The sequence below is a fragment of the Microvirga soli genome, from assembly GCF_016734765.1.
Lineage (GTDB): Bacteria > Pseudomonadota > Alphaproteobacteria > Rhizobiales > Beijerinckiaceae > Microvirga > Microvirga soli.
Window position 1 is genome coordinate 1 of sequence record NZ_JAERQE010000014.1, and the last position, 26,617, is coordinate 26,617.

The 26,617-nt window shown below is 64.9% G+C and carries 28 protein-coding genes; 21 read left to right on the forward strand and 7 right to left on the reverse strand.

What is annotated here, in order from left to right:
• Positions 1–484: 484 nt before the first annotated feature.
• The 3 genes from JKL45_RS13695 (at position 485) to JKL45_RS13705 (ending at position 2,171) form a co-directional block, all read left to right on the forward strand.
• Positions 485–769 (forward strand): hypothetical protein, encoded by a 285-nt coding sequence (locus JKL45_RS13695; protein WP_201861729.1) that lies wholly within the window; start codon positions 485–487, stop codon positions 767–769.
• A 154-nt stretch (positions 770–923) separates the two neighbouring features.
• Positions 924–1,787: a methylated-DNA--[protein]-cysteine S-methyltransferase gene (locus tag JKL45_RS13700; RefSeq protein ID WP_246498541.1), complete on the forward strand. Its 864-nt coding sequence runs from the start codon at positions 924–926 to the stop codon at positions 1,785–1,787.
• Between the two features lie 108 nt (positions 1,788–1,895).
• Complete coding sequence (locus JKL45_RS13705) at positions 1,896–2,171, forward strand: hypothetical protein (protein WP_201861734.1); 276 nt, start codon at positions 1,896–1,898, stop codon at positions 2,169–2,171.
• Between the two features lie 42 nt (positions 2,172–2,213).
• On the opposite strand, the gene JKL45_RS13710 is transcribed toward JKL45_RS13705, so the two are convergent.
• On the reverse strand, positions 2,214–2,951 hold the full coding sequence (locus JKL45_RS13710) for a Crp/Fnr family transcriptional regulator (RefSeq protein ID WP_246498534.1): 738 nt from the start codon (positions 2,949–2,951) through the stop codon (positions 2,214–2,216).
• A gap of 217 nt (positions 2,952–3,168) precedes the next feature.
• Here JKL45_RS13710 and JKL45_RS13715 point away from each other — a divergent pair, with 217 nt between their 5' ends.
• From JKL45_RS13715 to JKL45_RS13770, 12 genes are all read left to right on the forward strand, one after another.
• The gene (locus tag JKL45_RS13715) at positions 3,169–3,420 is read left to right on the forward strand and encodes a DUF6894 family protein (RefSeq protein WP_201861735.1); all 252 of its coding nucleotides are present in this window, start codon (positions 3,169–3,171) and stop codon (positions 3,418–3,420) included.
• Between the two features lie 253 nt (positions 3,421–3,673).
• Positions 3,674–5,590, forward strand: coding sequence for a molecular chaperone DnaK (gene dnaK / locus JKL45_RS13720; protein ID WP_201861738.1), 1,917 nt, complete (start codon positions 3,674–3,676; stop codon positions 5,588–5,590).
• 206 nt (positions 5,591–5,796) lie between these two features.
• Positions 5,797–6,945: a molecular chaperone DnaJ gene (gene dnaJ, locus JKL45_RS13725; RefSeq protein ID WP_201861740.1), complete on the forward strand. Its 1,149-nt coding sequence runs from the start codon at positions 5,797–5,799 to the stop codon at positions 6,943–6,945.
• A gap of 66 nt (positions 6,946–7,011) precedes the next feature.
• Positions 7,012–7,635 (forward strand): class I SAM-dependent methyltransferase, encoded by a 624-nt coding sequence (locus tag JKL45_RS13730; RefSeq protein ID WP_201861742.1) that lies wholly within the window; start codon positions 7,012–7,014, stop codon positions 7,633–7,635.
• Positions 7,636–7,643: 8 nt separating this feature from the next.
• Complete coding sequence (gene pyrF, locus JKL45_RS13735) at positions 7,644–8,366, forward strand: orotidine-5'-phosphate decarboxylase (protein ID WP_246498535.1); 723 nt, start codon at positions 7,644–7,646, stop codon at positions 8,364–8,366.
• Positions 8,367–8,374: 8 nt separating this feature from the next.
• Complete coding sequence (blaOXA, locus tag JKL45_RS13740; protein ID WP_201861745.1) at positions 8,375–9,172, forward strand: class D beta-lactamase; 798 nt, start codon at positions 8,375–8,377, stop codon at positions 9,170–9,172.
• 327 nt (positions 9,173–9,499) lie between these two features.
• Entirely contained in the window at positions 9,500–9,787 is a 288-nt protein-coding gene (locus JKL45_RS13745) for a DUF1330 domain-containing protein (RefSeq protein WP_201861746.1), read from the forward strand.
• A 3-nt stretch (positions 9,788–9,790) separates the two neighbouring features.
• Positions 9,791–10,093: a DUF1330 domain-containing protein gene (locus tag JKL45_RS13750; protein ID WP_173947707.1), complete on the forward strand. Its 303-nt coding sequence runs from the start codon at positions 9,791–9,793 to the stop codon at positions 10,091–10,093.
• 210 nt (positions 10,094–10,303) lie between these two features.
• Positions 10,304–11,110: a 4-hydroxy-tetrahydrodipicolinate reductase gene (gene dapB, locus JKL45_RS13755; RefSeq protein ID WP_201861914.1), complete on the forward strand. Its 807-nt coding sequence runs from the start codon at positions 10,304–10,306 to the stop codon at positions 11,108–11,110.
• 39 nt (positions 11,111–11,149) lie between these two features.
• A complete protein-coding gene (locus JKL45_RS13760) occupies positions 11,150–11,770 on the forward strand; it encodes a 2,3-bisphosphoglycerate-dependent phosphoglycerate mutase (RefSeq protein WP_201861747.1) in 621 nt (206 codons plus the stop codon).
• Positions 11,771–11,936: 166 nt separating this feature from the next.
• On the forward strand, positions 11,937–12,557 hold the full coding sequence (locus JKL45_RS13765) for an alpha-ketoglutarate-dependent dioxygenase AlkB family protein (RefSeq protein ID WP_201861748.1): 621 nt from the start codon (positions 11,937–11,939) through the stop codon (positions 12,555–12,557).
• A 145-nt stretch (positions 12,558–12,702) separates the two neighbouring features.
• Positions 12,703–13,644: a hypothetical protein gene (locus tag JKL45_RS13770; RefSeq protein WP_201861750.1), complete on the forward strand. Its 942-nt coding sequence runs from the start codon at positions 12,703–12,705 to the stop codon at positions 13,642–13,644.
• Here JKL45_RS13770 and JKL45_RS13775 read toward each other — a convergent pair.
• The 3 genes from JKL45_RS13775 to JKL45_RS13785 all read right to left on the reverse strand — a co-directional run bounded on the left by JKL45_RS13775 (position 13,641) and on the right by JKL45_RS13785 (position 17,930).
• Complete coding sequence (locus JKL45_RS13775; protein WP_312896962.1) at positions 13,641–14,276, reverse strand: trimeric intracellular cation channel family protein; 636 nt, start codon at positions 14,274–14,276, stop codon at positions 13,641–13,643. The two genes, JKL45_RS13770 and JKL45_RS13775, sit on opposite strands and share 4 nt — an antisense overlap.
• 213 nt (positions 14,277–14,489) lie before the next feature.
• Positions 14,490–15,113, reverse strand: a complete 624-nt coding sequence (gene grpE, locus JKL45_RS13780; protein WP_201861752.1) for a nucleotide exchange factor GrpE — start codon at positions 15,111–15,113, stop codon at positions 14,490–14,492.
• 66 nt (positions 15,114–15,179) lie between these two features.
• Positions 15,180–17,930 carry a [protein-PII] uridylyltransferase gene (locus JKL45_RS13785; RefSeq protein WP_201861755.1) on the reverse strand — a complete coding sequence of 917 codons (2,751 nt, stop codon included), beginning with the start codon at positions 17,928–17,930 and terminating at the stop codon, positions 15,180–15,182.
• Positions 17,931–18,203: 273 nt separating this feature from the next.
• Here JKL45_RS13785 and JKL45_RS13790 point away from each other — a divergent pair, with 273 nt between their 5' ends.
• The 4 genes from JKL45_RS13790 to JKL45_RS13805 are packed head-to-tail and all read left to right on the forward strand — an operon-like array spanning position 18,204 to position 21,368.
• The gene (locus JKL45_RS13790) at positions 18,204–19,172 is read left to right on the forward strand and encodes an aliphatic sulfonate ABC transporter substrate-binding protein (RefSeq protein ID WP_201861756.1); all 969 of its coding nucleotides are present in this window, start codon (positions 18,204–18,206) and stop codon (positions 19,170–19,172) included.
• Positions 19,173–19,195: 23 nt separating this feature from the next.
• Positions 19,196–20,050, forward strand: coding sequence for an ABC transporter permease (locus tag JKL45_RS13795; RefSeq protein ID WP_201861757.1), 855 nt, complete (start codon positions 19,196–19,198; stop codon positions 20,048–20,050).
• Positions 20,050–20,838, forward strand: a complete 789-nt coding sequence (locus tag JKL45_RS13800) for an ABC transporter ATP-binding protein (protein ID WP_201861759.1) — start codon at positions 20,050–20,052, stop codon at positions 20,836–20,838. Before JKL45_RS13795 ends, JKL45_RS13800 begins: the two co-directional genes overlap by 1 nt.
• 20 nt (positions 20,839–20,858) lie before the next feature.
• A complete protein-coding gene (locus tag JKL45_RS13805) occupies positions 20,859–21,368 on the forward strand; it encodes an OsmC family protein (protein ID WP_201861761.1) in 510 nt (169 codons plus the stop codon).
• Positions 21,369–21,378: 10 nt separating this feature from the next.
• On the opposite strand, the gene JKL45_RS13810 is transcribed toward JKL45_RS13805, so the two are convergent.
• Together JKL45_RS13810 and JKL45_RS13815 are read right to left on the reverse strand one after the other, a co-directional pair.
• Entirely contained in the window at positions 21,379–22,656 is a 1,278-nt protein-coding gene (locus tag JKL45_RS13810; RefSeq protein WP_201861762.1) for a DUF2254 domain-containing protein, read from the reverse strand.
• 72 nt (positions 22,657–22,728) lie between these two features.
• Complete coding sequence (locus JKL45_RS13815) at positions 22,729–24,012, reverse strand: penicillin-binding protein activator (protein ID WP_201861764.1); 1,284 nt, start codon at positions 24,010–24,012, stop codon at positions 22,729–22,731.
• 140 nt (positions 24,013–24,152) lie between these two features.
• On the opposite strand from JKL45_RS13815, the gene rsmI reads away from it, so the two are divergent.
• Both rsmI and JKL45_RS13825 read left to right on the forward strand, forming a co-directional pair.
• Positions 24,153–25,091 carry a 16S rRNA (cytidine(1402)-2'-O)-methyltransferase gene (rsmI, locus tag JKL45_RS13820; RefSeq protein WP_201861766.1) on the forward strand — a complete coding sequence of 313 codons (939 nt, stop codon included), beginning with the start codon at positions 24,153–24,155 and terminating at the stop codon, positions 25,089–25,091.
• Entirely contained in the window at positions 25,088–25,465 is a 378-nt protein-coding gene (locus JKL45_RS13825; RefSeq protein WP_201861767.1) for a YraN family protein, read from the forward strand. Before rsmI ends, JKL45_RS13825 begins: the two co-directional genes overlap by 4 nt.
• A 200-nt stretch (positions 25,466–25,665) precedes the next feature.
• Here JKL45_RS13825 and JKL45_RS13830 read toward each other — a convergent pair whose 3' ends face one another.
• Entirely contained in the window at positions 25,666–26,550 is an 885-nt protein-coding gene (locus JKL45_RS13830; protein WP_201861768.1) for a lipid kinase, read from the reverse strand.
• Positions 26,551–26,617: the final 67 nt, after the last annotated feature.

Here is a 26,617-nt window from a genome sequence, read left to right on the forward strand (position 1 = left end):
TCGCGCAATCGGATACTTCTCAGGTCGCCTGAAATCCAGCGCCCGCCTCGTGCCGCCGCATTATTCAGGGCCGACTAACATAGGTTAAGCGATCTTGATGGATATGTCGGCTTCCCGACTGACGGGATGGAGCAAGTCAGGTATCAGTCCGCCATAAACTATAGATGAACAAGCACTGCCTGGGGCTCGATCACGGTCGATGAAGTGTCACGCATCCGCGGATGCCGACAGCAACGCCTATCCTGAGTGCTTTTCATGAGAACCACGAAAACCGCCTCTCACCCTTCGTCACGTCGCCATATCCTTCGGCCGGAGCGGCAGTTCCAACCTGCCGAAGCAGAAATCGCACGGAAGAAGACAGACGAAAGGCCGAGCCTTGCGGGGCAGGATCACTTCCCCGCCTTTTGCTCCTTGGCCAGCAGAGTTCCAGTAGCGGCCGACGAATGAGCCGTCTTACGCCAATCTCCATCTTCGGAAGCCCTTCATGAACCGACATTCTTTCAGTTCGCCCGTCATCATCACAATCGAAGCCGCCAATGGGGGAAAGCGGCAGTATGCGATCAAGGATCTCACGAAAGCATTGGCCGTGATGCGATGGTACGGCATCACGCAACTCACCGAGCTGCGTGCCCGCAGTCCTGGAATCTGGCTAATTGCCGCCGCGGCTCTGGCATGTGCTCATGAGCACCCCGATCAGGCCACGATCGAGCATGCTCGGCAGATGTTCGTGTCCGTGACAAAGGCCGCTGGCATTCTCGCAGTCATGTAGCGAAAGCGGCGGCACAACCGTGTGAGCGGGTGAGAAAAACACCGCAGAAATCGGGTGTCGCCACTCCCTCGGGATCGCTTAAGATGATCCGTAATGAAGGATCACTCCCATGCTCGATACCTTGCGCAACATCACCATCGAACCGGCCGACCTCATGGTGCCGGACGAGCCCCATTCCGACTACGAGCGGGTGCGCCGGATCATCGCGTACATCTCCGAGCGCTGGCGCGAACAGCCCTCGCTGGAGGCGATCGCCGACCATGTGGGGCTCTCCACCACCCATGTGCATCATCTCTTCCGGCGCTGGGCAGGCCTGTCGCCCAAAGCCTTTCTCCAGGCGATTACGCTCGACAACGCCAAGGCGCTCCTGGCGGATTCCGCGAGCGTGCTCGACGCCACCTACGAGCTTGGGCTGTCAGGCCCGGCCCGGCTGCATGACCTGTTCGTCACCCACGAAGCCATGACGCCCGGCGACTACAAGACGGGCGGCTCGGGCCTGACCATGCGCTTCGGCTTCCATCCCTCGCCCTTCGGCGAGGCGCTGCTGATCGTCACCGACAGAGGGCTCGCAGGCCTAGGCTTCGTGGATGACGGGGACCGGCAGGCGGCGCTTGCCGACATGACCCGGCGCTGGCCGAAGGCGGAGTATGTGGAGGACCCGGTCGCCACGGCGTCTGTGGCGAAGCGCATCTTCAGCCCGTCGCAATGGCAGGCGGAACAGCCGCTCCGGGTGGTGCTCATCGGCACCGATTTCGAGGTGCGGGTCTGGCAGACCCTGCTGCGCATCCCCCGCGACCGGGCCACGACCTATTCCGACATCGCCCGCCACATCGGCAAGCCCGCGGCCTGCCGGGCCGTGGGCGCAGCGGTGGGCAAGAACCCGGTCTCCTTCGTGGTCCCCTGCCACCGGGTGCTCGGCCGCTCCGGCGCCCTCACCGGCTACCATTGGGGGCTTACCCGCAAGCAGGCGATTTTGGGCTGGGAAGCGGGACGCAGCCTGACCGGGAGCGAAGGGTAGAGTTCTCTTACGCCCAGAGCGGGATCATCCCGGCCGCCTTACTTAGAGATTGGGCTGACCTGTGCTATCCTTCCACCAAGAGCAATTCTTGGATGAGAGGAGGCTGCCATGGGCGCACCGATCCAGAAGCTCTGGCACCACGTTTCGCATTGGCCGCTCCTGAACGCCTTCCTGGCACAGACCTCCGGTCCGGAGTCGCCCGAGGCTTCGGAGCGTGGCGCGCTCGACAAGGTCGCGGTCATGTTCATGGAATGCGAGGATGCGTGCGAGCCGACGGCCGAGCAGATCGAGGCCCGGGAACGGGAGCGCACTGAGCGCTTCAAGCGCGATCAGCTTCTGCCGATCATGGGGATCGGAGGAGGATCACCGAGCCCGCCCTCTTAAACCGTGCAGGGCTTGAGTTTCGACGCGGTCAGCCGTCCTTATTCACGCATTCCCATCCTGCCTGAGGTGGAGGTAGAGCGGGTCGAAATCGCCCGTTGCCTTCAATCCTTCCCAGTCCAGGATGCTCACCTGCGTTCCCTTGCTGCGGATGAGTCCGTCGGCCCGAAGCTCCTGCAGGACGCGGTTGACGTGAACCGTGCTGGCCCCGATGGCATCCGCAAGCTCGGTCTGGGTGATGGGCAGGTCGAAGGTCCCGTCCTCCGCTAGGCCCACCGCCGTCAGGCGCACCAGGAACTCGCACAGGAGATGGGCCATCCGGTTATAGGCTTCGCGCCGCCCGATGCCGGTCATCCATTCCCGGAAGATCGAGGCGTCGACAAGGGTCTCGCGCCACAGGGCTGCGGTGATCCGGGAATGGCGGTTGCAAATGCCCTGCAGGGCCTCGTGCGGGATGAAGCCGAGCGTGCAGGGGCTTACCGTGGCAACACTGTTGTCCAACACCTTCAGGTGCAGGCTCTGCAGATCGGGCATGTCGCCGGGCACATGGAAGGCCACGATCTGGCGCTTCCCCTCGGCCGTGAGCTTGTAGACGCAGGTGAAGCCCTGGAGCACCATGCAGGACTGGGTCGGACGGTCGCCGATGCGCACGATGTCCTGATCGGGCCTGAAGGTCACGACCTGCATCGGGAGGCTGGCAAGGGCATCCCTTTCCTCATCCGAGAGCGGAAAGATGCTCTCCAGCTTGCGGATCATCATTCCGTTCGGGGGATGGGCCATCATGGTCGGGCTCCTTCTCGCAGGCCCTGCGTCCCGCAACCAGCCACAGCCACACCGGCTATGTACCGGGCATGGTAGGCCCGACCGTTTCGCTTGGCCAGCCATTGCTCAAAGGCCGGCCAGGAGCTTGGAATTTTAGGCTTTTCCACCTCACCGACGGACTATCGAACAAATCGCCCCTTCCTTGAGTTGTAAGACACGAGGCTATGAGGGAATGCCGTTGGCGCGCTTTTTTTTCGACACCTACGACGGCAACCGCCTCATTTCCGACCCTGAAGGGATCGAGCTGCAGAGCGTCGAAATGGCCAGGATCGAGGCCCAGAAGGCCCTGCCCGACCTGGCGCGGGACGCCCTTCCCGACGGCGACCAGAAAACCTTCATCGTCAGTGTCCGGGACGAGGCCGGGCAGGTGGTCCTGCGGGCGGCGCTCACCCTGATCGTCGAAACAGCCCCCGATAACCGCTCCGCCTGAACCGGGCCTCAAGGACCGCGACTCGGGCGCTCCGGCCCTTATTGCAGGAATGCAACAGGGTCCGGCTTCGACGAATTGGCGCAAACTAGCGCTCATGATCGTCTTGCAGGCCTGAAAACCCCTTCTTATATCCTGGCCAGCACGGGGCACGGCTCGGTTCGAGGCGGCCCCGGCAATTTGTCAGCAACATGTAAGCCATGGGCCGAGCTGCTTTGAGGGCTCGGCGGTCTGCTTGAAAGTGAGGGATCCCGCCATGGGTAAAGTGATCGGCATCGATCTCGGCACCACCAATTCCTGCGTCGCAGTCATGGAAGGCTCGACGCCTAAAGTCATCGAAAACGCGGAAGGCGCCCGGACGACCCCGTCCATCGTGGCCTTCACGGACGAAGGCGAGCGCCTCGTCGGCCAGCCGGCCAAGCGCCAGGGGGTCACGAACCCGTCGCGCACGTTCTTCGCCATCAAGCGACTGATCGGCCGCACCTTCGACGACCCCATGACCAAGAAGGACGTGGGCCTCGTCCCCTATCACATCGTGAAGGGCGGCAATAACGACGCCTGGGTCGAGGCCGACGGCAAGCAGATGTCGCCCTCGCAGATCTCCGCCTTCACCCTTCAGAAGATGAAGGAGACGGCCGAGTCCTATCTCGGGCAGCCGGTCACGCAAGCCGTCATCACGGTTCCGGCCTATTTCAACGACGCCCAGCGTCAGGCCACCAAGGACGCCGGCCGCATCGCCGGCCTCGAGGTCCTGCGCATCATCAACGAGCCGACTGCCGCTGCCCTGGCCTACGGCCTGGACAAGAAGCAGACCGGCATGATCGCGGTCTATGACCTCGGCGGCGGCACCTTCGACGTGTCCGTGCTCGAGATCGGCGACGGCGTGTTCGAGGTGAAGTCCACCAACGGCGACACCTTCCTCGGCGGCGAGGACTTCGACATGCGCCTGGTCGAGTACCTGGCGGCGGAGTTCAAGAAGGAGCAGGGCATCGACCTGACCAAGGACAAGCTCGCCCTTCAGCGCCTGAAGGAAGCGGCCGAGAAGGCCAAGATCGAGCTGTCCTCAGCCTCCCAGACCGAGATCAACCTGCCCTACATCACGGCGGACGCCTCCGGTCCGAAGCACCTCGCCCTCAAGCTCTCGCGCGCCAAGTTCGAGCAGCTCGTGGACGACCTCGTGCAGAAGACCATCGAGCCCTGCCGCAAGGCCCTCAAGGATGCCGGCATCTCGCCGGGCGACATCGACGAGGTGGTTCTGGTCGGCGGCATGACCCGCATGCCCAAGATCCAGGAAGTGGTGAAGAACTTCTTCGGCAAGGAGCCCCACAAGGGCGTCAACCCGGATGAGGTCGTGGCTATCGGCGCGGCGATCCAGGCCGGCGTGCTCCAGGGCGACGTGAAGGACGTTCTGCTCCTCGACGTGACCCCGCTGTCGCTCGGCATCGAGACGCTCGGCGGCGTGTTCACCCGTCTGATCGACCGCAACACGACGATCCCGACGAAGAAGAGCCAGGTGTTCTCCACGGCCGAAGACAACCAGAACGCGGTCACCATCCGGGTCTTCCAGGGCGAGCGCGAGATGGCGGCGGACAACAAGCTGCTCGGCCAGTTCGACCTCGTGGGCATTCCGCCCGCACCGCGCGGCGTGCCGCAGATCGAGGTGACCTTCGACATCGACGCGAACGGCATCGTGAACGTCACGGCGAAGGACAAGGCCACGGCCAAGGAGCACCAGATCCGCATCCAGGCGTCCGGTGGTCTCTCTGACGCCGACATCGACAAGATGGTGAAGGACGCCGAGGCCCACGCCGAGGAAGACAAGAAGCGCCGCGAGCTTGTCGAGGCCAGGAACCAGGGCGAGAGCCTGATCCACGCCACCGAGAAATCGGTCACGGAGTACGGCGACAAGGTGTCGGAAGCCGACAGGCAGGGCATCACCACCGCCATCGACGCGCTGCGTCAGGCGCTGGCCGGCGAGGACTCCGAGGTCATCAAGGCCCGCACGACGGACCTGATGCAGGCCTCCATGAAGCTCGGCGAAGCCATGTACGCGGCTCAGGCCGGCGCTGCGGAAGGCGGCGAGCAGCCGGAGGGCGAAGAGCCTAAGAAGGACGACGTCATCGACGCCGACTTCCAGGAAGTCGACGAAGGCGACAAGAAAAAGCGCGCCTGAATGAAGAGCGCTCTTTAGAGAATTCGGCACCCGGTTTCATGACCGGGTGCCGTTTTCGTGAAATGAGCTTGAAACACCCATGACCGATCAACCGACCGCTTTTCGCGATGCTCCGGCAAAAGCTTCAGGAGCTTCTCCCTGTGCAGCGCATGCAATGCGGACGATGAACAAGACGGAGCGGCTGACCGCTCCGAGGGGCGCCTGACATGTCCAAGCGCGATTATTACGAGGTTCTTGGCGTCGCGAAGACCGCGACCGAGGCGGAGATGAAGGCCGCCTTCCGCAAGCTCGCGATGCAGTATCACCCGGACCGCAACCCGGGCAATCACGAGGCCGAGGTCCAGTTCAAGGAGCTCAACGAGGCTTACCAGACCCTCTCCGACGGCCAGAAGCGCGCGGCCTACGACCGCTACGGCCACGCGGCCTTCGCCAATGGCAGCGGGGCCGGTGGGCCGGGCTTCAACGGCGATTTCTCCGACTTCATGTCGGACATCTTCGAGAACTTCTTCGGCGATGCCGGTGGCGGCGGGCGGGGCCGCGGCCGCAGCGCCGGCGGGCGCGAGCGTGGCGCCGACATGCGCTACAATCTCGAGATCTCCCTCGACGAGGCCTTCCACGGCAAGAACGCGGAACTCAGGATCCCGACCTCAGTCACCTGCGAGGCCTGCTCAGGCTCCGGCGCGAAGCCGGGCTCGAAGCCCAAGGCCTGCCCCACCTGCGGCGGCGCTGGCCGGGTGCGGGCGACGCAAGGCTTCTTCTCCATCGAGCGCACCTGCCCCAACTGCCATGGGCGCGGCGAGGTCATCGACGACCCCTGTGCCTCCTGCGGCGGCGCAGGCCGCGTCACCCGCGAGCGCACGCTCTCGGTCAACATCCCGGCCGGCGTCGAGGACGGCACGCGCATCCGCCTTGCGGGCGAAGGCGAAGCGGGCCTGCGCGGCGGGCCTGCGGGCGACCTCTACATCTTCCTGTCGATCAAGGCGCATCCGTTCTTCCAGCGGGATGGCGCGGACCTGTTCTGCCGCGTGCCGATCTCCATGGTGACGGCGGCGATCGGCGGCGAGTTCAATGTGCCGACGCTGGGCGGCTCCGAGGCGCTCGTGAAGGTGCCCGAGGGCACCCAGACCGGCAAGCAGTTTCGCCTGCGCGGCAAGGGCATGCCGGTGCTGCGCGCGAGGGATGTGGGCGACCTCTACATCCAGGTTGTTGTGGAAACCCCGCAGAAGCTCACCAAGCGCCAGCGCGAGCTCCTGATGGAGTTCGACCAGGAGTGCTCCAAGGAGAACCACCCGGAAAGTTCGGGATTTTTCTCCCGATTCCGTGAGTTTCTCGACGGTCTGGGCGGATCAACTTAACTTGACGGTCGTTTTCTTCGGGGTCTAAACAGCCAGAATGATCTGCAGGATCGAGGGGTCAGCTTAGTGGTTCAGTCGTTCCAACGGCCAACGGCCCGGAAAATCCCTCTCAAGAAAGATCGCTTCCAGGATGAGGCGCGCTTCCTGCGCTCCTGGCTCGAGCGGCCTCTTGTCATCGGGTCCGTGACCCCCTCCAGCAAGGTCCTGGCCAGGGCCATGGCGTCCTATGTGGACCCGCGCATTCCAGGCCCCGTCATCGAGCTCGGCCCCGGCACCGGCCCGGTGACCGACGCCCTGATCCGCCGCGGCGTGGCCCAGGACCGGCTGGTGCTGATCGAGTACAATCCCGAATTCTGCCAGCTCCTGAAGCGCCGCTTTCCCAAGGCGACGATCATCCAGGGCGATGCCTACGACCTGAAGGAGACCCTCTCCGGCATCTTGGCCGAGCCGGGAGCCGCCACCGTGTCGAGCCTGCCGCTCTTCACCAAGCCCATGGATCAGCGCCTGGACCTCCTGGAAGCCGCGCAGGCCATGATGCACCCGAACGCGCCCTTCATCCAGTTCACCTATGCGGTGGTGCCGCCGATCCCGGCGCGCTCGGACAGCTACAGCGCCCGGGCGTCCAACCGGATCTGGCGCAACCTGCCCCCGGCCCGCGTCTGGGTCTACAACAAGGTCAACAAGCCATGAGCGCCGCGATGTCTCTTTCGACGAATTTCGTTCCCGCAGGAGACATTCGCGACAGGCTCATCATTGGTCTCGATGTGGGAAGCGTCGATGAAGCGCGCTCCATCGTGACGCGCATCGGCGATGCCGGCACCTTCTACAAGATCGGTTATCAGCTGGCTTATGCCGGTGGCTTCGAGTTCGCCCGCGAGCTGATCGGCCAGGGCAAGAAGGTCTTTCTCGATCTCAAGCTGCACGACATCGGCAACACGGTGGAGCAGGGCGTGCGCTCGGTGGCGCGCCTTGGCGCCACGTTCCTGACCGTCCACGCCTACCCGCAGACCATGCGGGCCGCCATGGCCGGAAAAGCGGGATCCGATCTGAAAATCCTCGCCGTGACGGTGCTGACATCCTACGACGACAACGATCTCGCCGAGGCAGGCTATGCTCCGGTTTCGGCAGCAGAGCTCGTGGCGCGTCGCGCGGAGCAGGCCCGAGACATCGGCATCGACGGCATCGTCTGCGCAGCGCCGGAAGCCCAGCGCGTGCGCGGCATCGTCGGTCGCAACCGCCTGATCGTCACGCCCGGCATCCGCCCGACCGGTGCCGAGGCTGGCGATCAGAAGCGCGTCGTCACGCCGGCGGAGGGCATCCGGCTCGGCGCCAACCACCTCGTGGTCGGCCGCCCCATCGTGAAGGCTGCCGATCCGCGCGCGGCAGCGGAAGCCATTGTCCGTGAGATCGCCGACGCCTGAGACACCCGATGCTGGCTCGCCTACTTCTTGCGTGGTCCTGCCTGCTCGCGCTCGCCGGCGCAGCCCGGGCCGATACCTGCACCCTCGTCACCGAGCTTGAGACCGGCCGCGTGCTGAAGCGCGAGGGCGATTGCGAGCGCCGCAGCAGCCCCGCCTCCACCTTCAAGGTCCCGTTGAGCGTGATGGGCTATGATGCCGGCATCCTCAAGGGCGAGGATGAGCCTGCCTGGCCCTACAAGCCTGAATACAAATCCTGGAACGAGGCATGGCGGAAAACCACGACGCCGCGCTCTTGGCTGAAGGATTCCGTGCTCTGGTACTCGCACGTCTTGACCCGCGACCTCGGCTCGCAGCGCTTCAAACGTTATGTCAAGGGCTTCGGCTATGGCAACCGCGACGTCAGCGGCGACAAGGGCAAGGAGAACGGCCTGACCCGCGCATGGTTGAGCGCCTCCTCGCTGCAGATCTCGCCTGTGGAGCAGATCGCTTTCATGAGCAGGCTCCTGAAGCGCGAACTGCCGGTCTCAGACAAGGCCCGCGACATGACCCTCGCGATCATGCCGAGCTTCCCGCTGGCCGATGGCTGGACGGCTTATGGCAAGACCGGCACGGGCTTCCAGCCGCTGCGGAACGGCGCGTTCGACCGCTCCCGTCAGTTCGGCTGGTTCGTCGGATGGGCGCAGAAGGGCGAGCGCAGGATCCTGTTCACGCGGCTGATCCGCGACGAGCGCAAGGAAAGTTCCGTGGCGAGCTTTCGCGCCCGCGACAGCCTGCTGGCCGACCTGCCGGCTCTCCTGGTCGATTGATCTTCCCAAAGGGAATGGATGAGACATTCCCTCTCCGTCATGGCCGTCCCCGGACTTGATCCGGGATCAGCCCCAGCCATCCGCGTATTGAACAACCGCAACCCTCATCCTGAGGAGCAGCCGACAGGCTGCGTCTCGAAGGAGGGTCAAGAGAGCACTGGATCCTCCTTCGAGACGGATTGCTCACACAATCCTCCTCAGGATGAGGACAGAGGGTCTTAAAGCGGGATCACCGGCACAAGGCCGGTGATGACGACAAGGATGAGGGTTGACGATCGGCCGCCTCTCGCGTTCGCTGCGTCACATGAAATCTCAAAGGAGCGCCTGATGCCTAAAGGCTATGTCATTGCCCGCGTGACCGTCACCAATTCCGAGGCCTATGCGGAATACGCCAAGGGCGCCACCGAGGCGATCCGCCAATATGGCGGCCGTCCCCTGGTGCGCGGCGGCGCCTATGAGGCGCTCGAGGGCGAGGCACGCGCCCGCAATGTGGTGATCGAGTTCGACTCGGTCGAGCAGGCCAAGACCTATTACAACTCTCCCGAATATCAGGCCGCCAAAGCCAAGCGCGACGGCGCCTGCGTGGGTGAATTCGTGCTCGTGGAAGGAGCTTGAACGATGAAGGGCTATTGGATCGGCCGCGTCGATGTCTCGAACCCGGACGCCTACCAGAATTACGTGAAGGCCAATGCGGTGCCGTTCGCCAAATACGGCGCCCGCTTCCTGGTGCGCGGCGGCGCGTATCGGGTTGCCGAAGGTGAAGCGCGGGCCCGCAATGTGGTGATCGAGTTCCCGACCTATGAGGCGGCGTTGGAGTGCTGGGATTCGCCCGAATACCAGGCCGCGAAGGCCGAGCGCGACGGCCACGCGGTCGCCGACATCATCATCATTGAAGCCTACGAGGGACCGCAGCCGGGTTAGAGACGTGCCCTCTCCCCTCTGCGGGAGAGGGTGGCGAACGGATGTGAGCCGGGAGAGGGGCAGTAAGTTTAAACACAGCCCCTCTCCCACCCTGCTTCGCAGGGCACCCTCTCCCGCAGAGGGGAGAGGGGAAAGGCTCCGCGCTTCTCAGCCACCCGCCGAGCCGCTATACCCTGACCCCATGACAACAGGAGAACGGCCATGAGCGAGATGCGACTTGTCGTGGTGGGCGCTGCCGGACGCATGGGGCGCATGCTCATCAAGGCCGTGACCGAGACCGAGGGCTGCACCCTCGTCGGCGCCATCGAACGGGAGGGCTCACAAGCCCTCGGGCAGGATGCCGGGCTACTCGCCGGCACCGGCCATCTCGGCGTGACCGTCACCGACGATCCCCTGCCCGTCTTCGCCCAGGCCGACGGCGTGCTCGACTTCACGGCGCCTGCCGGAACGGTTGCCTTCGCGGCGCTCGCCGCCCAGGCCCGCATCGTCCATGTGGTCGGCACGACCGGACTTCAGGAGGCCGACTTCGCCAAGTTGGAGGCGGCGGCGCGCCATGCGCGCATCGTCCAGTCCGGCAACATGTCGCTCGGGGTCAACCTGCTCGCGGGCCTTGTCCGCAAGGCAGCGGCGACGCTCGGCGAAGACTTCGACATCGAGGTGCTGGAAATGCACCACCGCATGAAGGTCGACGCGCCCTCCGGCACGGCGCTCCTTCTCGGGGAAGCTGCTGCGGAAGGCCGCAAGATCTCGCTGAAGGAGCGCTCCGTACGCAGCCGCGACGGGCATACCGGCGCGCGCAATCCGGGCGACATCGGCTTTGCGACCCTGCGCGGCGGCACCGTGGTGGGTGAGCATTCGGTGATCTTCGCCGGCGCCGGCGAGCGCCTGGAGCTGTCACACCGGGCCGAGGACCGGGGCCTCTTCGCCCGCGGCGCGGTCAGGGCCGCGCTCTGGGGCTTCGACAAGAAGCCGGGCTATTACACCATGGACCATGTCCTTGGCCTCGACCGGCTCTAAAACCTTCTCACATCTCACCGACATCGGAGACACGACGATATGGATCGCCTTCTTGTGCTTGCCCGTCACGGCCAGAGCGAATGGAACCTCAAGAACCTGTTCACCGGCTGGAAGGATCCCGGCCTGACCGATCTCGGCGTCCAGGAAGCCCGCACGGCCGGTCAGCGTCTCAAGGAGATGGGCGTCCAGTTCGACATCGCCTTCACGTCCGATCTTTCCCGCGCCCAGCGCACCTGCAAGCTGATCCTGGAAGAGATCGGCCAGCCCGATCTCAAGACCATCGCCAACCAAGCCTTGAATGAGCGTGATTACGGCGACCTCGCCGGCCTCAACAAGGACGACGCCCGCACCCGCTGGGGCGAGGAGCAGGTCCATCTCTGGCGCCGCTCCTACGATGTGCCGCCCCCCGGTGGCGAGAGCCTGAAGGACACGGTGGCGCGCGTGCTGCCCTACTACATCCGCGAGATCCTGCCCCGCACGATGCGCGGCGAGCGCGTACTGGTCGCCGCGCACGGCAATTCCCTGCGCGCCCTCGTGATGGTGCTCGATGGTTTGACTTCGGAGACGATCCCTGGCCTCGAGCTCGCGACCGGCATCCCGCTCGTCTACAAGCTCAACGAGGATACGACTGTCGCCAGCAAGAAGGTGCTGGAGGGGTAAGAAACACCACTGTCATTCCGGGGCCGCGGAGCGGAGCCCGGAATCTATAACCGCTGACAGCATAGAAAGGATCGTGACGTTCAAAGCCCTTTCTCGATACGTCGTGTTTATGGATTCCGGGCTCGCCTACGGCGCTCCAGAATGACAGCGGAGTGTGTTGAAAGCCATGTCCTCCATCACCCTTAGCCCCGGCCTCATCTACTACCCCGACTACCTCGACCGCCCAGCCCAGGAGCAACTGCTCCAGTCTCTGCGCGGGATCACGAAGGCCGCGCCTCTCTTCACGCCGCGCATGCCGCGTACGGGAAAGCCTTTTTCCGTGCGGATGACCAATTGCGGGCGGCTGGGATGGGTGTCTGATGTGCAGGGTTATCGCTACCAGCCGACACATCCTGAGACCGGCGAGCCCTGGCCCGCCATGCCGGAATGGGTGCTGCGTGCCTGGGAGGAGTTGAGCGGCTATCCGCATCCGCCCGATGCCTGCCTGATCAACTTCTACGAACAGAGCGCCCGCATGGGGATGCACCAGGACAAGGACGAGGAGGAGTTCGATGCCCCTGTCGTCTCCCTGTCCCTGGGCGACACGGCGCTATTCCGCTATGGCGGGCTGGAGCGCAAGGATCCGACGAAATCGATCAAGCTCCGCTCCGGTGACGCGATCGTGTTCGGCGGCCCGGCGCGGCTGATCTATCATGGGATCGACCGGCTGACGCCAGGCAGCTCGGACCTGCTGCCGCAGGGCGGGCGCCTCAATCTCACCTTGCGCAAGGTGGAAAAGGCGCTCTGAGCATCGGACCCAAAAGTGGACTTGCACTTTTGGGATCATCCGATGCTCAATCCATAGCTTGCGCATCGGGTGGATCGGAAAACCGGTTCCCACTTTTCCGCACGATGCGCTAGCCTCGAAGCACACATCAATTGGAGGGGCATCCATGAAAGCTTTTGCAGCCGCTGCCTTGGGCTTCGCCCTCGCGGTTCAGGCCGCCTTCGCGGCCGAGCCCGTATTCCCGCCCGCCTCGCGGATCGGCATCGTTCCACCGCAGGACATGGCCGTGTCGCGGCGCTTCAGCGGCTTCGAGAACGAGGAGAAGGCCGCTGCCATCAACCTCGTGGAGATGCCGGCGCAGGCCTATGAGCAACTGGTCAAGGGCTTCACCAAGGACGCTCTGAAGCGCCAGGGCCTGAACGAGACCTCCCGCGAGACCTTGAAGCTCGGCGACAAGACCGGCGTGCTGATCGGCGGCACCATGGAAGGCCCTGTGGAAGGGCGCAAATGGGTCATGGCCGTGAAGGGCCAGGACGTAACCGGCCTCGTCATCGCGCAGGTTCGCGGCGGCGCTGACGGCTACAGCGAGGCGCAGATCCGGGACGCGCTGAAGAGTGTCGTCCTGCGCGGGCCGATCTCCATCGAGGAGCAGGTCTCCGCCCTGCCCTTCCGGCTCGGCGACCTCGCAGGCTTCCGCCCGGTGCGGTCGATTTCCGGCAACTCGGTCCTGTTCACGGACGGTCCCAAGGACACGATCAAGGCGGTGGAGCAGCCGATCCTGATCATGGCAGCCTCGCTCAATGCCGCCCCGCCCGCCGGCGAGCAGCGCAACCAGTTCGCCCGCGCGGCGCTCAACGCCAACCAGATCCTCAAGGACATCAAGCTCGAGCGCTCGGAATCCTTCCGCTTCAAGGGCCAGGACTGGCACGAGATCGTCGCCAAGGCCGTGGAGGCGGAATCGGGCCAGCCGGTCGTCGTGATGCAGACCATCCGCTTCGAACCCGGTCGCTACGTGCGCATGGTCGGCCTGACCCGGGTTGAGCAGCGGGACGAGAACCTGCGGCGCTTCCGGGCGGTGATCGACGGCGTGGAGATGAACGCTTTCTAATCCCGGGCCGGGAAGGCCGGCAGGGACCAGCCGTGCAGGAGGGCGAGCGCCCTCAAGCTGAAGGCAGCAACAAAGCCCAGCGCGGCGCTGAGGAACGGATCGAGGCCGATAGCCTGCAGGGCCACCATGACGGCAGCGCCCAAAGCCGCCGCCGTGACATAGATCTCCTTGCGCAGCACGAGGGGCGTCGTTCCGGCGAAGATGTCGCGGATGATGCCGCCGAACGTGGCCGTGACGGTGCCGAGCGCCACCGCCGACAGGGCCGGAACGCCGGCGCCGAGCGCCTTGGCCGTGCCTGAGACCGCGAACAGGGCCAGGCCCAAGGCGTCCGCCCAGAGCAGCAGGCGCCCCTGCCGTCCGCCCTCGATCCAGGTGACGCGCTTCGGGCCGAGGATGAAGACGAGTTCTGCCACGATGAGGCAGACCAGCACGTCGACCGGATCACCCACCCAGAAAACCGGCCGGATGCCGATGAGAAGGTCCCTGACCGTGCCGCCACCGACGCCCGTGAGGGTCGCCAGGAGCGCAAAGCCGAACGGGTCCATGCCCTTGCGGGCCGCCATCAGGGCGCCCGACAGCGCGAAGACGGCGACGCCGATGGTTTCGAAGGGAATGGATTGGAGGAAGTTCACCGAGGGCACCTTGCCTGCTGAGCCACAAAGCATCCGCGTATTGATCACGCAGGCTCTTTTCAGGCAACCGGCTCTCCTCCCCCTTGTGGGGAGGAGTTGGAGGTAGGGGTGTGGGCGATAACCGATGAAGGTCTGGCGCCGGCACCCCCACCCCGGCCGCTGCCGCGGCCACCCCTCCCCACAAGGGGGAGGGAAAAGCGTAGAGCTTGGAAGTTACAAAGCCGTCGAGGAATTATCCGCCGTCTCGCCCCCAGCCCCATTGGTGGCCGCCTTCGGGCCGCCCTTGGAAACGCCGACCAGGGCCGGGCGCAGGACCCGGTCGCCGATGACGTAGCCGGACTGGACCACCTGCAGGACCGTGCCGTTCGGGACTTCCGCATTGGGGATCTCGAACATGGCCTGGTGCACGTTCGGGTCGAATTTCTGGCCCTGCGGGTCGAGGCGCTTCACCCCGTGGCGCTCCAGGTTCTTGAGCAGGTCGCGCTCGGTGAGGTCGATGCCGTCGATGAGGCCCTTGAACGCGCCCTCGGCGGTTTTGCTCGCCTCCTCCGGCACGCTCTCGATGGCGCGACGGATATTGTCGGCCACGTTGAGCATGTCGCGGGCGAAGTTCGCCACCGCATAGGTGCGGGCATCGGCGATCTCGCGCTCGGTGCGACGGCGCAGGTTCTCCATATCGGCCATCAGGCGCAGGAGCTTGTCCTTCAAATCCGCCTTCTCGGCCTCGAGAACGGCAATCGGGTCGGCCTCAGGCGCGGAAGCGGCCTCGGGGGCAGCATCGTTGGCGGGCTCGGCCTGTGGGGCCGCGTTCTGGTTTTCCGTGTCGTTCGGATTCATGGTCGATCAACTGAAGGTGGGAGAAACAGGGGTTCGGGGCACATATCAGGTCCCCGGCGCCACAAATCAAGCACTGCGCCGCTGGAGGGAGGCGGTTTCCTCTGCCTTGAACACGTCCAGCAGGGCCCGGCGGATGGTGGCCTGGCGGCCCGCATGGGTGACTTTCGTGCCGGTCAGGTCCGTCACGTAGAACACGTCCACGGCCTTTTCGCCGAAGGTCACGATATGGGCCGAGGCGATGTTGAGGTTGAGCTTCCCCAAGGCCGTGGTGAGGTCGTAGAGCAGGCCCGGCCGGTCCAGGCCGGAGACCTCGATCACCGTCTGGCGGTTCGACAGGGAATTGTCGATGGTCACCTCCGGGGGCACGTGGAAGGCCCTCGAGGCGGGTTTGGTCGGGCGCTTGCCGTCCACGAGATCGGCGATCCTCACCTCGCCCTTCAGGGCCCGCTCGATGGCCTTGGCCACCCGCTCGGCCCGGCGCAGTTCGTCCTCGTCCCGGTCGAAGGCGCGGGAGAGCACGATGGTGTCGAGCGCCAGGCCGTCCGTGGTGGTGAAGATCTGGGCATCGACGATGTTGCCCCCGGACGCCGCGCAGGCCCCGGTAATGATGGCGAGCAGGCGCGGATGGTCCGGGGACAGGATGGTGAGTTCGGTCACGTCCCGGAACTGGTCCGTCTCATAAGCCGTGGTGACGGTCCGTCCGCCCTTCTCCGCTTCTTTCAGGAGCCGGGCCTGCTTCGCCCGCCGGGTCTCGTCGGTCTTGATCCAATAGCCCGGCATGTGGCGGGCTGCATAAGCCTCGAATTCGGCATCCGACCAATCGGGCAGCTCGGCCCGCAGCTGCTCCTGCGCGAGGCGCACCCGCTCGGAGCGGGCGATATCCACAGCGCCGCCGCCGAGGAGCACCTCCGTCTCGTGATAGAGGTTGCGCAGGAGCTGGCCCTTCCATCCGGTCCAGGTGCCGGGTCCCACGGCCTTGATGTCGGCAATCGTGAGCACGAGCAGGAGCTTGAGGCGCTCCATAGTCTGCACCACCTCGGCGAAGCTCTTGATGGTGGCGGGATCGGAGAGGTCGCGGCTCTGCGCCGTGTTCGACATGAGCAGGTGATGCTCGATCAGCCAGGCCACGGTGTCGGTTTCTGCATCGGAGAGGCCGAAGCGCGGCCCGAGCTTGCGGGCGATCGCGGCACCGGCGGTCGAGTGATCCTCCGGCCGGCCCTTGGCGATGTCGTGCAGGAAGACGGCGACATAGAGCGCTCGCCGGTTGCGGATGGTGGGAAAGATCCGGTTCGCCAGCGGATGCTCGCCCCCGAGCTGGCCCGCCTCGATCTCCGTGAGCACGCCCACCGAGCGTACGAGGTGCTCGTCCACCGTATAGTGATGATACATGTTGAACTGCATCATCGCGACGATGCGGCCGAAATCGGGAACCAGGCGGCCGAGCACGCCGGCCTCGTTCATCTGACGCAGCACCACCTCCGGGGCATTCTTGGACGTGATGATCTCGAGAAACAGCCGGTTGGCTTCCGGATCGTTGCGCAGGCTCGGGCCGATGAGCTTGAGCGAGCGCGTTGCCAGACGCTTCGCATCGGGATGAATGGCAAGATTGCGCCGGTCGGCAAGCCAGAACAGGCGGATGAGGTTGACGGGATCGCGCTCGAAAGCGTCTTCATTCTCGACGTTGAGGCGGTTGTTGTCGATGATGAAGCCATCGCCCACCAATGCGCCGCCACGGCGGCGGCGGAAGCGGCCGAGAACCCGGTCGAGCATGGGGCGCGGCTTGGTCTGACGTGACTCAAGCTCGGCGCAAACGATGGCCGTCAGATCGCCCACATCCTTGGCAATCAGGAAGTAGGCTTTCATGAACCGCTCGACAGCAGACAACCCACCCCGTGGGGCATAGCCGATGCGCTCGGCAATCGTGCGCTGCAGGTCGAAGGTCAGGCGTTCCTCGGCGCGGCCCGTGGCGAAATGCATGTGGCAGCGCACGCGCCACAGAAACTCCTCGCAGCGCGCGAACAGGTTGAACTCGTCCTTCGTGAAGAGGCCCGCCGTGACCAGCTCCTCGGGCTCTTTCACCCGGTAGACGTATTTGGCAATCCAGAAGAGCGTGTTGAGATCGCGCAAGCCTCCCTTGCCGTCCTTCACGTTGGGCTCGACGAGGTAGCGGGAGGCGCCGGCCTTGGCCACGCGGGCGTCGCGCTCTTTCAGCTTCGCATCGACGAAGGCCGGAGCCGAGGTGGCGACGATTTCCTTGTCGAAGCGCTTGATCAAATCATCGAAGAGCTCCCTGTCACCGAACAGGAAGCGCGTTTCAAGAAGCGACGTGCGGATCGTCATATCCGCATGCGCCTCGCGCAGACACTCCTCCACCGAGCGGGTCGCGTGGCCCACCTTCAGCTTCAGGTCCCACAGCACATAGAGCATGGCCTCGACAACGCTCTCGCTCCACGCCGTCTGCTTGTAGGGCAGAAGGAACAGGAGATCGACGTCGGAGCCGGGAGCCAGGGTCCCGCGCCCATAGCCGCCGGTCGCCGCGACCGCAACGCGCTCTCCGGCGGACGGGTTGGCACTGGGGTAGAGATGCTGGACGACCGCATCGTGCACGATGCGCACAAGCTGGTCCATCCGGTCGCAGAGGTAGCGGGCACAGGCGAGCCCGTCCTGGCTCTCCAGCAGCTTCGCCTCGGCCTCCGCCCTCCCCTCATCGAGGAAGGTCTTGAGCAGGGGGACGAGGGAAGCACGCAGTTCCGCGGCATCCCGGATCGTCCGGCCGCCAAGGCTTTGCTGGATGGTCTCAAGGCTGTGAGCTGGCATGGAACAACCGTATACGAGCTGCCATTCGGCTTACCACCAGAAAAGGCCTTCGCCCAATGGCTGAGCAAAGTCTGACTGGCCTTATCCGGAAAAGCGGATAATATGTTCTTTATAAGAGATATTGTTTGACATAAAAAACATTTGGTTCTATAAAAAGGACACGCGCCGATTTGAGTATGCAGATTGCGGGCGCGAAACAAGTGCAGCTAAAGCGCCGGGTGCCCTCAGGACCGCAGTCCCAGGCCCCATGCGCCCAACATGGGACTTAAAACAATGAGCCTGACCCGCCGTCTTCTCCTCGCCGCCTCCGTTGCCACGAGCCTGACTTTGCTCGCCAACGGGGCCATTGCGCAGCCCAAGGAAATCAAGATCGACTTCGCCACCTACAACCCGGTCAGCCTCGTTCTCAAGGACAAGGGCTTTCTCGAGAAGGAGCTGGAGAAGGACGGCATCAAGGTGCGTTGGGTGCAGTCGCTCGGCTCCAACAAGGCGCTTGAGTTCCTGAATGCCGGTTCGATCGATTTCGGTTCCACGGCCGGCGCTGCAGCGCTGATCGGCAAGATCAACGGCAACCCGATCAAGTCGATCTATGTCTATTCCCGCCCTGAATGGACGGCGCTCGTGACCCGCAAGGATACGGGCATCACCAAGGTCGAGGACCTGAAGGGCAAGCGCGTGGCCGTGACCCGCGGCACCGATCCGCACATCTTCCTGGTGCGCGCCCTGCAGGAGGCCAAGCTCACCGAGAAGGACGTGAAACTCGTTCTGCTCCAGCATCCGGATGGCCGCACCGCTCTGGAGCGCGGCGACGTGGATGCCTGGGCTGGCCTCGATCCGCTGATGGCGGCTGCTGAAGCGGAGAGCGGCGCCCAGCTCTTCTACCGCAACGCCGGCGCCAACACCTGGGGCGTGCTCAACGTCTCGGAAGCCTTCGCCAAGGAGAACCCGGCTCTCGTGGAGCGCGTGCTCAAGGCCTATGGGGAAGCGCGCAAATACGCGCTCGCCAACAAGGACGAGCTGAAGAAGTCCCTGATCGCCTACACCAAGCTGCCCGATCCGGTGATCGAGCGCCAGCTTGAGCGCACGGAGCTCACGCACTCCTCCATCGGTCAGCCTCAGGTCGACACGATCCTCGCCGCAGGCCTCGCCCTGCAGGAAGCGGGTGTCATTACCCCGCAGACGGATGTGCGCGCCGCCGTCGATTCGCTGATCGACCGCCGCTTCGCCACCGCGTCGCGCTGATGATTTCATCACGGGAGAGCGCCGTGACAGGCCAAGCCACAAGCTCTGCCTGGTCCTCCCATGAGGGTGCCGCCGCTCTCGCGGCCCCAACCTCCACCGAGAAGCGACGCGTCTTCGACTGGCGCATCCTTCTCGGCTTTTTTTTGCCTGTCGCCATTGCGCTTCTCTGGGAAGGGGCCGTCACCTTCGGCCTTGCCGAGGGCCGTATTGTGCCGCCGCCGAGCCGCATCATCGCAACGCTCTCGGCTCTCGCCGAAACCGGCGAGTTGTGGACCCATGCCTGGATGACACTCTGGCGCGTTCTCGTCGGCTTTCTCATCGGGGCTTTGTCAGGCATCGTGCTCGGCGCGCTCTCAGGCTCCAGCCAGACCCTTCGCCAATTGCTCGACCCGACCCTGCAGGCCCTGCGCGCGATTCCCTCCATCGCCTGGGTGCCGCTGTTCATTCTGTGGCTCGGTATCTTCGAAGCCTCGAAAGTGGCGTTGATTGCCGTGGGTGTGTTCTTCCCGGTCTATCTCGGCATCGCGGGCGCGATCCTCTCCGTCGACCGCAAGCTCGTGGAGGTGGGCCACGTGTTTCGCCTCTCGCGCGTCCAGCTCGCCCGCCGCATCCTGCTGCCGGCCGTTCTGCCTGAAGCCGTCATCGCGCTGCGCTCAGGGTTAGGCCTCGGCTTCATGTTCGTGGTCGCGGCTGAATTCATGGGCGCATCCGAGGGCCTCGGCTATCTGCTCGTCGACGGACAGCAGATGGGCAAGCCCGACCAGATCCTCGCCGCCATCATCGCCTTCGCGCTCCTCGGCAAGCTCGCCGACAGCCTGCTGGTTGCATCGACCAAGCCGCTCGTGCGCTGGCAGGACACCGTGCGGGAGCAACTGTAATGTTGTCTTTCGAGCACCTCTCCAAGACCTACGCGGACGGCACGCGGGCGCTCTCCGACATCAATCTCACCGTACACGAGGGCGAGATCGTTGCGCTGATCGGCGGTTCGGGCTGTGGCAAGACCACATTGCTGCGCCTCATCGCCGGCCTCGACCGGGAAAGCGCCGGCAGGATCCGCCTCGACGGAGAAACGCTCACCGGGCCGCATCCAGCAGTGGGCATCGTGTTTCAGGAACCGCGCCTGCTCCCCTGGCTGTCGGTGTTCGACAACATCGCCTTTGGCCTTGCTGGGTTAAGCGCTTCCGAGAAGAAGCAGCGCGTGACACATGCGCTCGAAAAGACCGGCCTCGTCGAACACGCCGACCGCTGGCCGCGCGACCTCTCGGGCGGACAGCAGCAGCGCGTCTCGATTGCCCGCGCTTTCGTCACCAACCCGAAGGTGCTGCTTCTCGACGAGCCGTTCTCGGCGCTCGATGCCTTCACCCGTGCGAGCCTGCACGAGCATCTGCTCGGCCTGTGGGAGGAAACGCGCCCGACCGTGGTGCTCGTCACGCACGACGTGCAGGAGGCCGTGACGCTCGCCGACCGCGCTGTCGTGATGCGGCCCAAGCCCGGCCGCATCTTCGACGAATTGCCGCTCACGCTCTCACGGCCTCGCGACAGGACGGGGCTTCCCTTCGAGACCTCGGTGCGCCGCATCTTGACGGCCCTCGACCATTCCCTCAAAGCTCCGCAAGAGCAGCCCCAGCGCGAACGCGACCGTCAGGCCGCTGCGCTGTGGTGGTAACAACTCCCAAGGACACCATCATGGACGCCACCGCCCTTCGCGCCCTCCAGGCGCCGCTGAAGGATCAATACCGCAGCGATCCGAACGCCGCCGTCATCACCCTCAAGGCGCAAGGTACGCTCGATGACCAGCACATCGCGTGCAAGGTCGAGACCGGCCGCGCGCTCGCGGTCGCAGGCCTCCACCCGGCCACTGGCGGCTCCGGCGCGGAGCTGTGCTCGGGCGACATGCTGCTCGAAGCGCTCGTGGCCTGCGCGGGCGTGACCCTGAAGGCAGTCGCCACCGCGCTCGAAATCGACCTGCGCCACGGCGCCGTGAAGGCGGAAGGCGATCTGGATTTCCGCGGCACACTCGGCGTCGACAAGGGCGCGCCCGTGGGCTTCAAGAACATCCGCCTCTCCTTCGAGGTCGACACGGATGCGCCGCAGGAGAAAGTCGATCAGCTGCTCAAGCTCACCGAGCGCTACTGCGTGGTGTTCCAGAGTCTCAACAACAAACCCGAGTTGAGCGCGACACTGACGCGCCGCTGATCTACCGGACCTACGAGCCGGGATACGCCACGCTCTTCTGGACGATCTGCTTCGGCCGATGGGTCAGAGCGTGGCGGCGGATCCGTTCGAGATCACGTTCCTCGTCGAGGCTTTTTTCCGCACGCCGCAAGGCATCCTCTGAATGCTCCTCGGCAAGCTTGCCGAAGACCTCAGGCGACAGTCTCGACAGGGATTGTAGCGCTTTCTGCAGCTTGATCCCCACCTCGACCAGACCGGCGCCGTCCCGCGCGATGGGCACAAAGAAATCCTGCATCATGTCCGCGGTGGACAGGGCGGGCATTCGGACCTTGGGAAAGGCGACGTCCTCCTCAGCATTCCGGCCGCCTTGGAGGGCCAGGATGCGAACGCCGGCGTTGATCACGTCGATGGCGGTCCCTGGATCGTTGACAGCCGGGGACAGAGCCCGCGAGGCCACCTCACTCAGGGCGATGAGCCCGAAGCGCGGGTCCTGCTCGTAAGTGCGCCGGTCGCCGATGAGAAAGGCATGGCGCACCCTGCCGATGTCCTCGTCCGACATCTCTTCGTCCACATAGGCGATGGGGCGCGTCGGCTCGACGAAAGCACCCGGCAGAACATCCACGTCGATCAGCGCATCCCTGCTCTCGACAATGGAGGCCAGCTTCTCCACGTCGATGTTCTGAACGTAACCGATCTCGGTGGGATAGACAGCCTGCGCCATGCGGACCCAGTCCAGGCGGGGCGCGGCCCGAAGATGAGGGTGTTTGCACCATCGACTGAGGGCCGAAGACGCGGCCTCTTCGAGCTGCTCGATGGTCTCTCGCACAGTGCCGAGCTTGGTCAGACGGCTGATCCAACGCAGCAGCGTCACCACGATGAAGATGATCACCAGGATGGTGACGGCGAGCAGAACCAGGCGTCCGTTGGCCCCATAGGTTTCCGTCGAGAGGGCGACGATGCCGACGATGCTGTAAAGGAAGGCACCCAGGAAGGTGGCGAGGGCGTTATGAGCCGTCGTGTCCTCCATGAGGAGTTGCGTGGCCCGCGGTGTCAGGTTCGTGCTGGCGGATGCGAAGGCGGAGACCATGGTGGTCAGGGAGAAGGTCGTCACCGTCAGCATGCTGGCGGCCAGGATGCCGAGAATGTTGCCGACGGAATCGGCCCCGACGCTGAGAGCTATATCCTCGGGGATGTAGGGCTGCAGCAGCAGAGCGGTGAAGGCCGCCGCAAAGCCGCCCAGGCAGAAGAGCGCGATCTTGAACCAGATCTGGCGAACCAAGCGCCTGAGAAGCAGCTTCCAATGGGCCATATCGCGAAGGATCCTCCCTGACCCTGCAGCGCGGCGGGCCGGTTCCTACCGGAATGACACCCCGAGAGAGCGTTAGGTTCCCGAAGCGACCAGGGTTCTGGGCGCGCCGCTGATCGCAACGGCGCTGCCGCCCCGGATCTCCTGCACAGTGAGTGCGCGGGCGTTGGTGCCGTCGGGATTGAAGCGGAATACGCCATCGGCGCCGGCAAAGCCCGCCGGGTTAGTCAGCATCGCGTCGCTGAAACCCTGAACCCCCTGCATGCGTGCAAGCGCCGCCGCCAGGGTCACAGCGTCGTAGGAGAGCGTTGCAAGGCGGATCGGGTCGGTGTTGAAGCGCGCGCGGTAGCGCTCGGCGAAGGCTTCGAAGCCCCGGTTGTCGGGCGCTGCGAACCAGCCGCCCTGCAAGGCCGGCAGACCGAAGATGCGCGGCTTATTCCACACGCCGGTGCCGAGCGGCTTGACCCGTGTCGGATCGAAGCCCGCCATCTGCAGCGCCTGAGCGACGGCCGGCAGGCTGTCGCCGTTGTCGGGGATGAACAGAGCATCCGCCTGAGGCGCGGGTCCGCCGATCACGCGGGCCAGGCGCTGCACGCCCACCTGCGGCTGACCGGCCGGGTAATATTCGAGCGCGGCGATGCGCAGGCCCTGCCGGGCCGCCGCCTGCTGCAGCCGCGCCTCGGCTACGCGGCCATATTGCGTTTCCGGGATCAGGGCCGCGATCGATCGGCGGCCCTGGCTCGCCGCGAAGGCGACGATGCGGTCGACCTCCTCCTGCACGAGGAAGCTCAACAGATAGACGCCACGGGTGGCGACGCTCGCATCCGACGAGAAGCCGATGACGGATTTGCCCCGTTCGCGCACCACCTGGGCGGCTGCCTGAACGGAACCGGAGAAGAGCGGTCCGATGACGAGTTCGGCCCCCTCCGCGAGCGCCTGCTGCGCGGCGGCGCGCGCTCCCTCGGGCGTGCCATTATCGTCCTTCACGAGGATTGTGATGTCGGAGCCCTGGAATTCGCTCACAGCCATGTCGGCAGCGTTGCGCATGCTCTGCGCCACCACGGCGCCCTGCCCGGCAGCGCTCATGGGCAGGATCAGGGCAACCTTGACGGGACCGGTGCCGATAGTGGAGCCGCCGAGTTGGCCCGGCGAGGAAACCTGCATGGAGGAAGCAGGCGTCGCAACACCGGCCGCATAGGACGGCTCGACGGATGCGGCTTGAGGCCTGCTGACCTTGCGCGGCGCCACACGGCTCTCGGAGCCCACGCAACCCGACAGGCCCAGCGACACAGCCAGGACAGGAGCCCAAGCCATACGAACCGGAAAGCCCCGAGCCCAACCACGCGATATGCGTGCCATCTCCACCCCCTTTGGAAACAGCCATCGTTCTTGAGGCTAAGCGTGGCAGAGAAAAGTAAACATTGTTTCTCATCGGTTCTGCGAAGGCCGTACGCGGCGGCTTTCGCAAAGGCGCCGCTTCATGCGAGAGTGCTGACCTCATGACTCAGAGAATCGACAACCGGACCAGGCGGCGCGAACCTAATGAGCGGATCGCCACCTTCACCGCCTTCGGCCTTGCCGCCGAAGCCAAGCCCCTCTCACCCGGCCTCTATGTGGTCGCCACCCCCATCGGCAACCTGCAGGACGTGTCCTTCCGGGCGCTCAGCGTACTCGCCGCCGCAGATGCGGTCCTGGCCGAGGATACGCGGGTGACGAAGACGCTGTTGGCCCATTATGGCATCACCACGCCGCTGGTGGCCTATCACGAGCATTCCAACGAGGCCGTGCGCGAGCGCATGGTTCACCGTATCCGCGAGGGTCAGGCCCTGGCCCTGGTGTCCGATGCCGGCACGCCGCTGGTGTCCGATCCGGGCTACAAACTCGTGCAGGCGGCGATCGAGGAAGGGCTCCCGGTTACGCCGATCCCAGGCCCGTCCGCCGTGCTCACCGCGCTGGTGGCCTCGGGCCTGCCCACGGACCGGTTCTTCTTCGAGGGCTTCCTGCCGTCGAAGAGCGGCGCGCGCCGCACGAGGCTTGCCGAGATCGGCACCATTCCCGGCACGCTCATGCTGTTCGAGGGTCCGCATCGCCTGCCCGAAATGCTCGCGGACGCCGCCGAGGTGCTGGGCGAGCGGCAGGCCGTGGTGGCGCGCGAGCTCACCAAGATGTTCGAGACCATCCGGCGCGGCACGCTCCCCGAACTTGCCCGGCAATTCGCCGAGGAGGGCCCGCCCAAGGGTGAGATCGTGGTGCTGATCGGCGAAGCCACCAAGGAAATGCACGCGGCGGAAGCCGATGCGGCGCTGGACAACAAGCTCGAAGCAGCACTCAAGAATCACTCGATCAAGGATGCCGCGGCAATCGTCGCGGCCGAACTCGACCTGCCCAAGCGGGAGATCTATGCCCGCGCCCTGGTGCTTGCGAAGAAGGGCGAATGAAGAACGCGCTCGATCGTCGCGAAGCGACCTTTCTGCGCGGCCACCGGGCCGAGTGGATCGCGCTGCTGTTCCTGATCTCGAAAGGCTATCGCCCGCTCGCGCGCCGCTATGCGGCTTCCGGCGGCGAGATCGACCTGATCGTCATGCGCGGCGACACCATCGCGTTCGTCGAGGTGAAGGCGCGCGGACTCATGGATGATGCGCTCTTGTCGATAACCGCTCGCAAGCGCCAGCGCTTCTCACGTGCGGTGCGTGCTTGGCTGGCACGGAATGAATGGGCGGCGAACAGGACATGGCGCGCGGATGCAGTGTTTATCGCACCCAAGACATGGCCAAAACATATTGTGAGCGTGTTCGAGTTGGAGATGGGTTGAGGCGCCTCCACTGTCATTCCGGGGCGAGCGGTAGCGAGAGCCCGGAATCCATAACCACTAACGGTGCAGATTGGTGTGTGACGCTACTCGCACTTCCTTAAGCGTCGTGTTCATGGATTTCCACGCCTTTGGCGCGGCCCTTCGGGTCGGGCTCGGCTCTTTGAGCCGCCCCGGAACGACAGCAGAGTCGAAGTGAAACCCTATTTAGCCGCCACCTTCGGGGCAAACACCGTCACGGCCGCTGGCCGGATCGAGAAATGAGCCGGTGTCTGCGTGACGATCTCGCCATCCGCATTGACAGGTCTGGGCTTGCGGGTGCGGATGTCGAACTCCTTGGCGCGCACCGCCCTCACCTCGTTCCAGGCGCCGTGGCGTCCATGGCGGAACGAGCGGGCCATGAGGGCGAGCTTCCAGGCCCGCTCCAGTTCCAGGCTGTAGAGATCGAGATGGTGATCGTCGATGGCGGCATCCTGCTCGACCGCATTGCCACCGCCATAGAAGCGGCCGTTGCCTACGGCGATCTGGAGGGTGCGCACGCGCGCCGCCTCGTTCTCGCTGTAGATCGTGGCCCGGAAGGGTTTGGCATGCATCAGAACGTTCAGGGCCACCATGGCATAGCCGAGACGCCCCCAGCGGCGTTTGATGTCCCGCGTCAGCTTCTGGGCCAGTTCCGCCGAGAGCCCGACGCTCGCCACGTTGAAGAATGGCTCGCCGTTGACGAGGCCGAGATCGATCTTGCGGGTGTGTCCGTCGGCAATCACCTGTGCGGCGCCATCGAGATCGAAGGGAACTTCCAGGGTGCGGGCGAGATCGTTGGCCGTGCCGAGCGGCAGGATGCCGAGCGGCAGGCCGGCCTCGATGACCCCGAAGGCCGCCGCGTTGAGCGTGCCGTCTCCCCCGCCGACCACGGCGCAATCCACATCTTTCGCGTGCTTGACGATGAGGGGCGACAGGTCCTCCCGGCGGCCGCAATCCACATGGACCGGCTCGATTCCATGGTCCTTCAGGCGCTCGACGGCCATGTCGCGCTGGGCGGCACCGCTGCGGCTCTTGGCATTGACGATCAGAAGGGCGCGGCGGGGCATGTACTCTCACATGGAAAAGCTTGAGGGGATCTGCAAGGGGCAGCCTGAAGCGGGGCCGTTGAATAAC

Coding starts and splice junctions, on each gene's coding strand:
- JKL45_RS13760 (WP_201861747.1), top strand. CDS start 11,150: ATGGATCGCCTTCTTGTGCTTGCCCGTCACGGCCAGAGCGAATGGAAC.
- grpE (WP_201861752.1), bottom strand. CDS start 15,113: ATGAATCCGAACGACACGGAAAACCAGAACGCGGCCCCACAGGCCGAG.
- JKL45_RS13815 (WP_201861764.1), bottom strand. CDS start 24,012: ATGGCACGCATATCGCGTGGTTGGGCTCGGGGCTTTCCGGTTCGTATG.
- blaOXA (WP_201861745.1), top strand. CDS start 8,375: ATGCTGGCTCGCCTACTTCTTGCGTGGTCCTGCCTGCTCGCGCTCGCC.
- JKL45_RS13750 (WP_173947707.1), top strand. CDS start 9,791: ATGAAGGGCTATTGGATCGGCCGCGTCGATGTCTCGAACCCGGACGCC.
- JKL45_RS13745 (WP_201861746.1), top strand. CDS start 9,500: ATGCCTAAAGGCTATGTCATTGCCCGCGTGACCGTCACCAATTCCGAG.
- JKL45_RS13710 (WP_246498534.1), bottom strand. CDS start 2,951: ATGATGGCCCATCCCCCGAACGGAATGATGATCCGCAAGCTGGAGAGC.
- rsmI (WP_201861766.1), top strand. CDS start 24,153: ATGACTCAGAGAATCGACAACCGGACCAGGCGGCGCGAACCTAATGAG.
- JKL45_RS13830 (WP_201861768.1), bottom strand. CDS start 26,550: ATGCCCCGCCGCGCCCTTCTGATCGTCAATGCCAAGAGCCGCAGCGGT.
- dnaK (WP_201861738.1), top strand. CDS start 3,674: ATGGGTAAAGTGATCGGCATCGATCTCGGCACCACCAATTCCTGCGTC.
- dnaJ (WP_201861740.1), top strand. CDS start 5,797: ATGTCCAAGCGCGATTATTACGAGGTTCTTGGCGTCGCGAAGACCGCG.
- JKL45_RS13705 (WP_201861734.1), top strand. CDS start 1,896: ATGGGCGCACCGATCCAGAAGCTCTGGCACCACGTTTCGCATTGGCCG.
- dapB (WP_201861914.1), top strand. CDS start 10,304: ATGCGACTTGTCGTGGTGGGCGCTGCCGGACGCATGGGGCGCATGCTC.
- JKL45_RS13790 (WP_201861756.1), top strand. CDS start 18,204: ATGAGCCTGACCCGCCGTCTTCTCCTCGCCGCCTCCGTTGCCACGAGC.
- JKL45_RS13700 (WP_246498541.1), top strand. CDS start 924: ATGGTGCCGGACGAGCCCCATTCCGACTACGAGCGGGTGCGCCGGATC.
- JKL45_RS13770 (WP_201861750.1), top strand. CDS start 12,703: ATGAAAGCTTTTGCAGCCGCTGCCTTGGGCTTCGCCCTCGCGGTTCAG.
- JKL45_RS13765 (WP_201861748.1), top strand. CDS start 11,937: ATGTCCTCCATCACCCTTAGCCCCGGCCTCATCTACTACCCCGACTAC.
- JKL45_RS13825 (WP_201861767.1), top strand. CDS start 25,088: ATGAAGAACGCGCTCGATCGTCGCGAAGCGACCTTTCTGCGCGGCCAC.
- JKL45_RS13805 (WP_201861761.1), top strand. CDS start 20,859: ATGGACGCCACCGCCCTTCGCGCCCTCCAGGCGCCGCTGAAGGATCAA.
- JKL45_RS13785 (WP_201861755.1), bottom strand. CDS start 17,930: ATGCCAGCTCACAGCCTTGAGACCATCCAGCAAAGCCTTGGCGGCCGG.
- pyrF (WP_246498535.1), top strand. CDS start 7,644: ATGTCTCTTTCGACGAATTTCGTTCCCGCAGGAGACATTCGCGACAGG.
- JKL45_RS13695 (WP_201861729.1), top strand. CDS start 485: ATGAACCGACATTCTTTCAGTTCGCCCGTCATCATCACAATCGAAGCC.
- JKL45_RS13800 (WP_201861759.1), top strand. CDS start 20,050: ATGTTGTCTTTCGAGCACCTCTCCAAGACCTACGCGGACGGCACGCGG.
- JKL45_RS13810 (WP_201861762.1), bottom strand. CDS start 22,656: ATGGCCCATTGGAAGCTGCTTCTCAGGCGCTTGGTTCGCCAGATCTGG.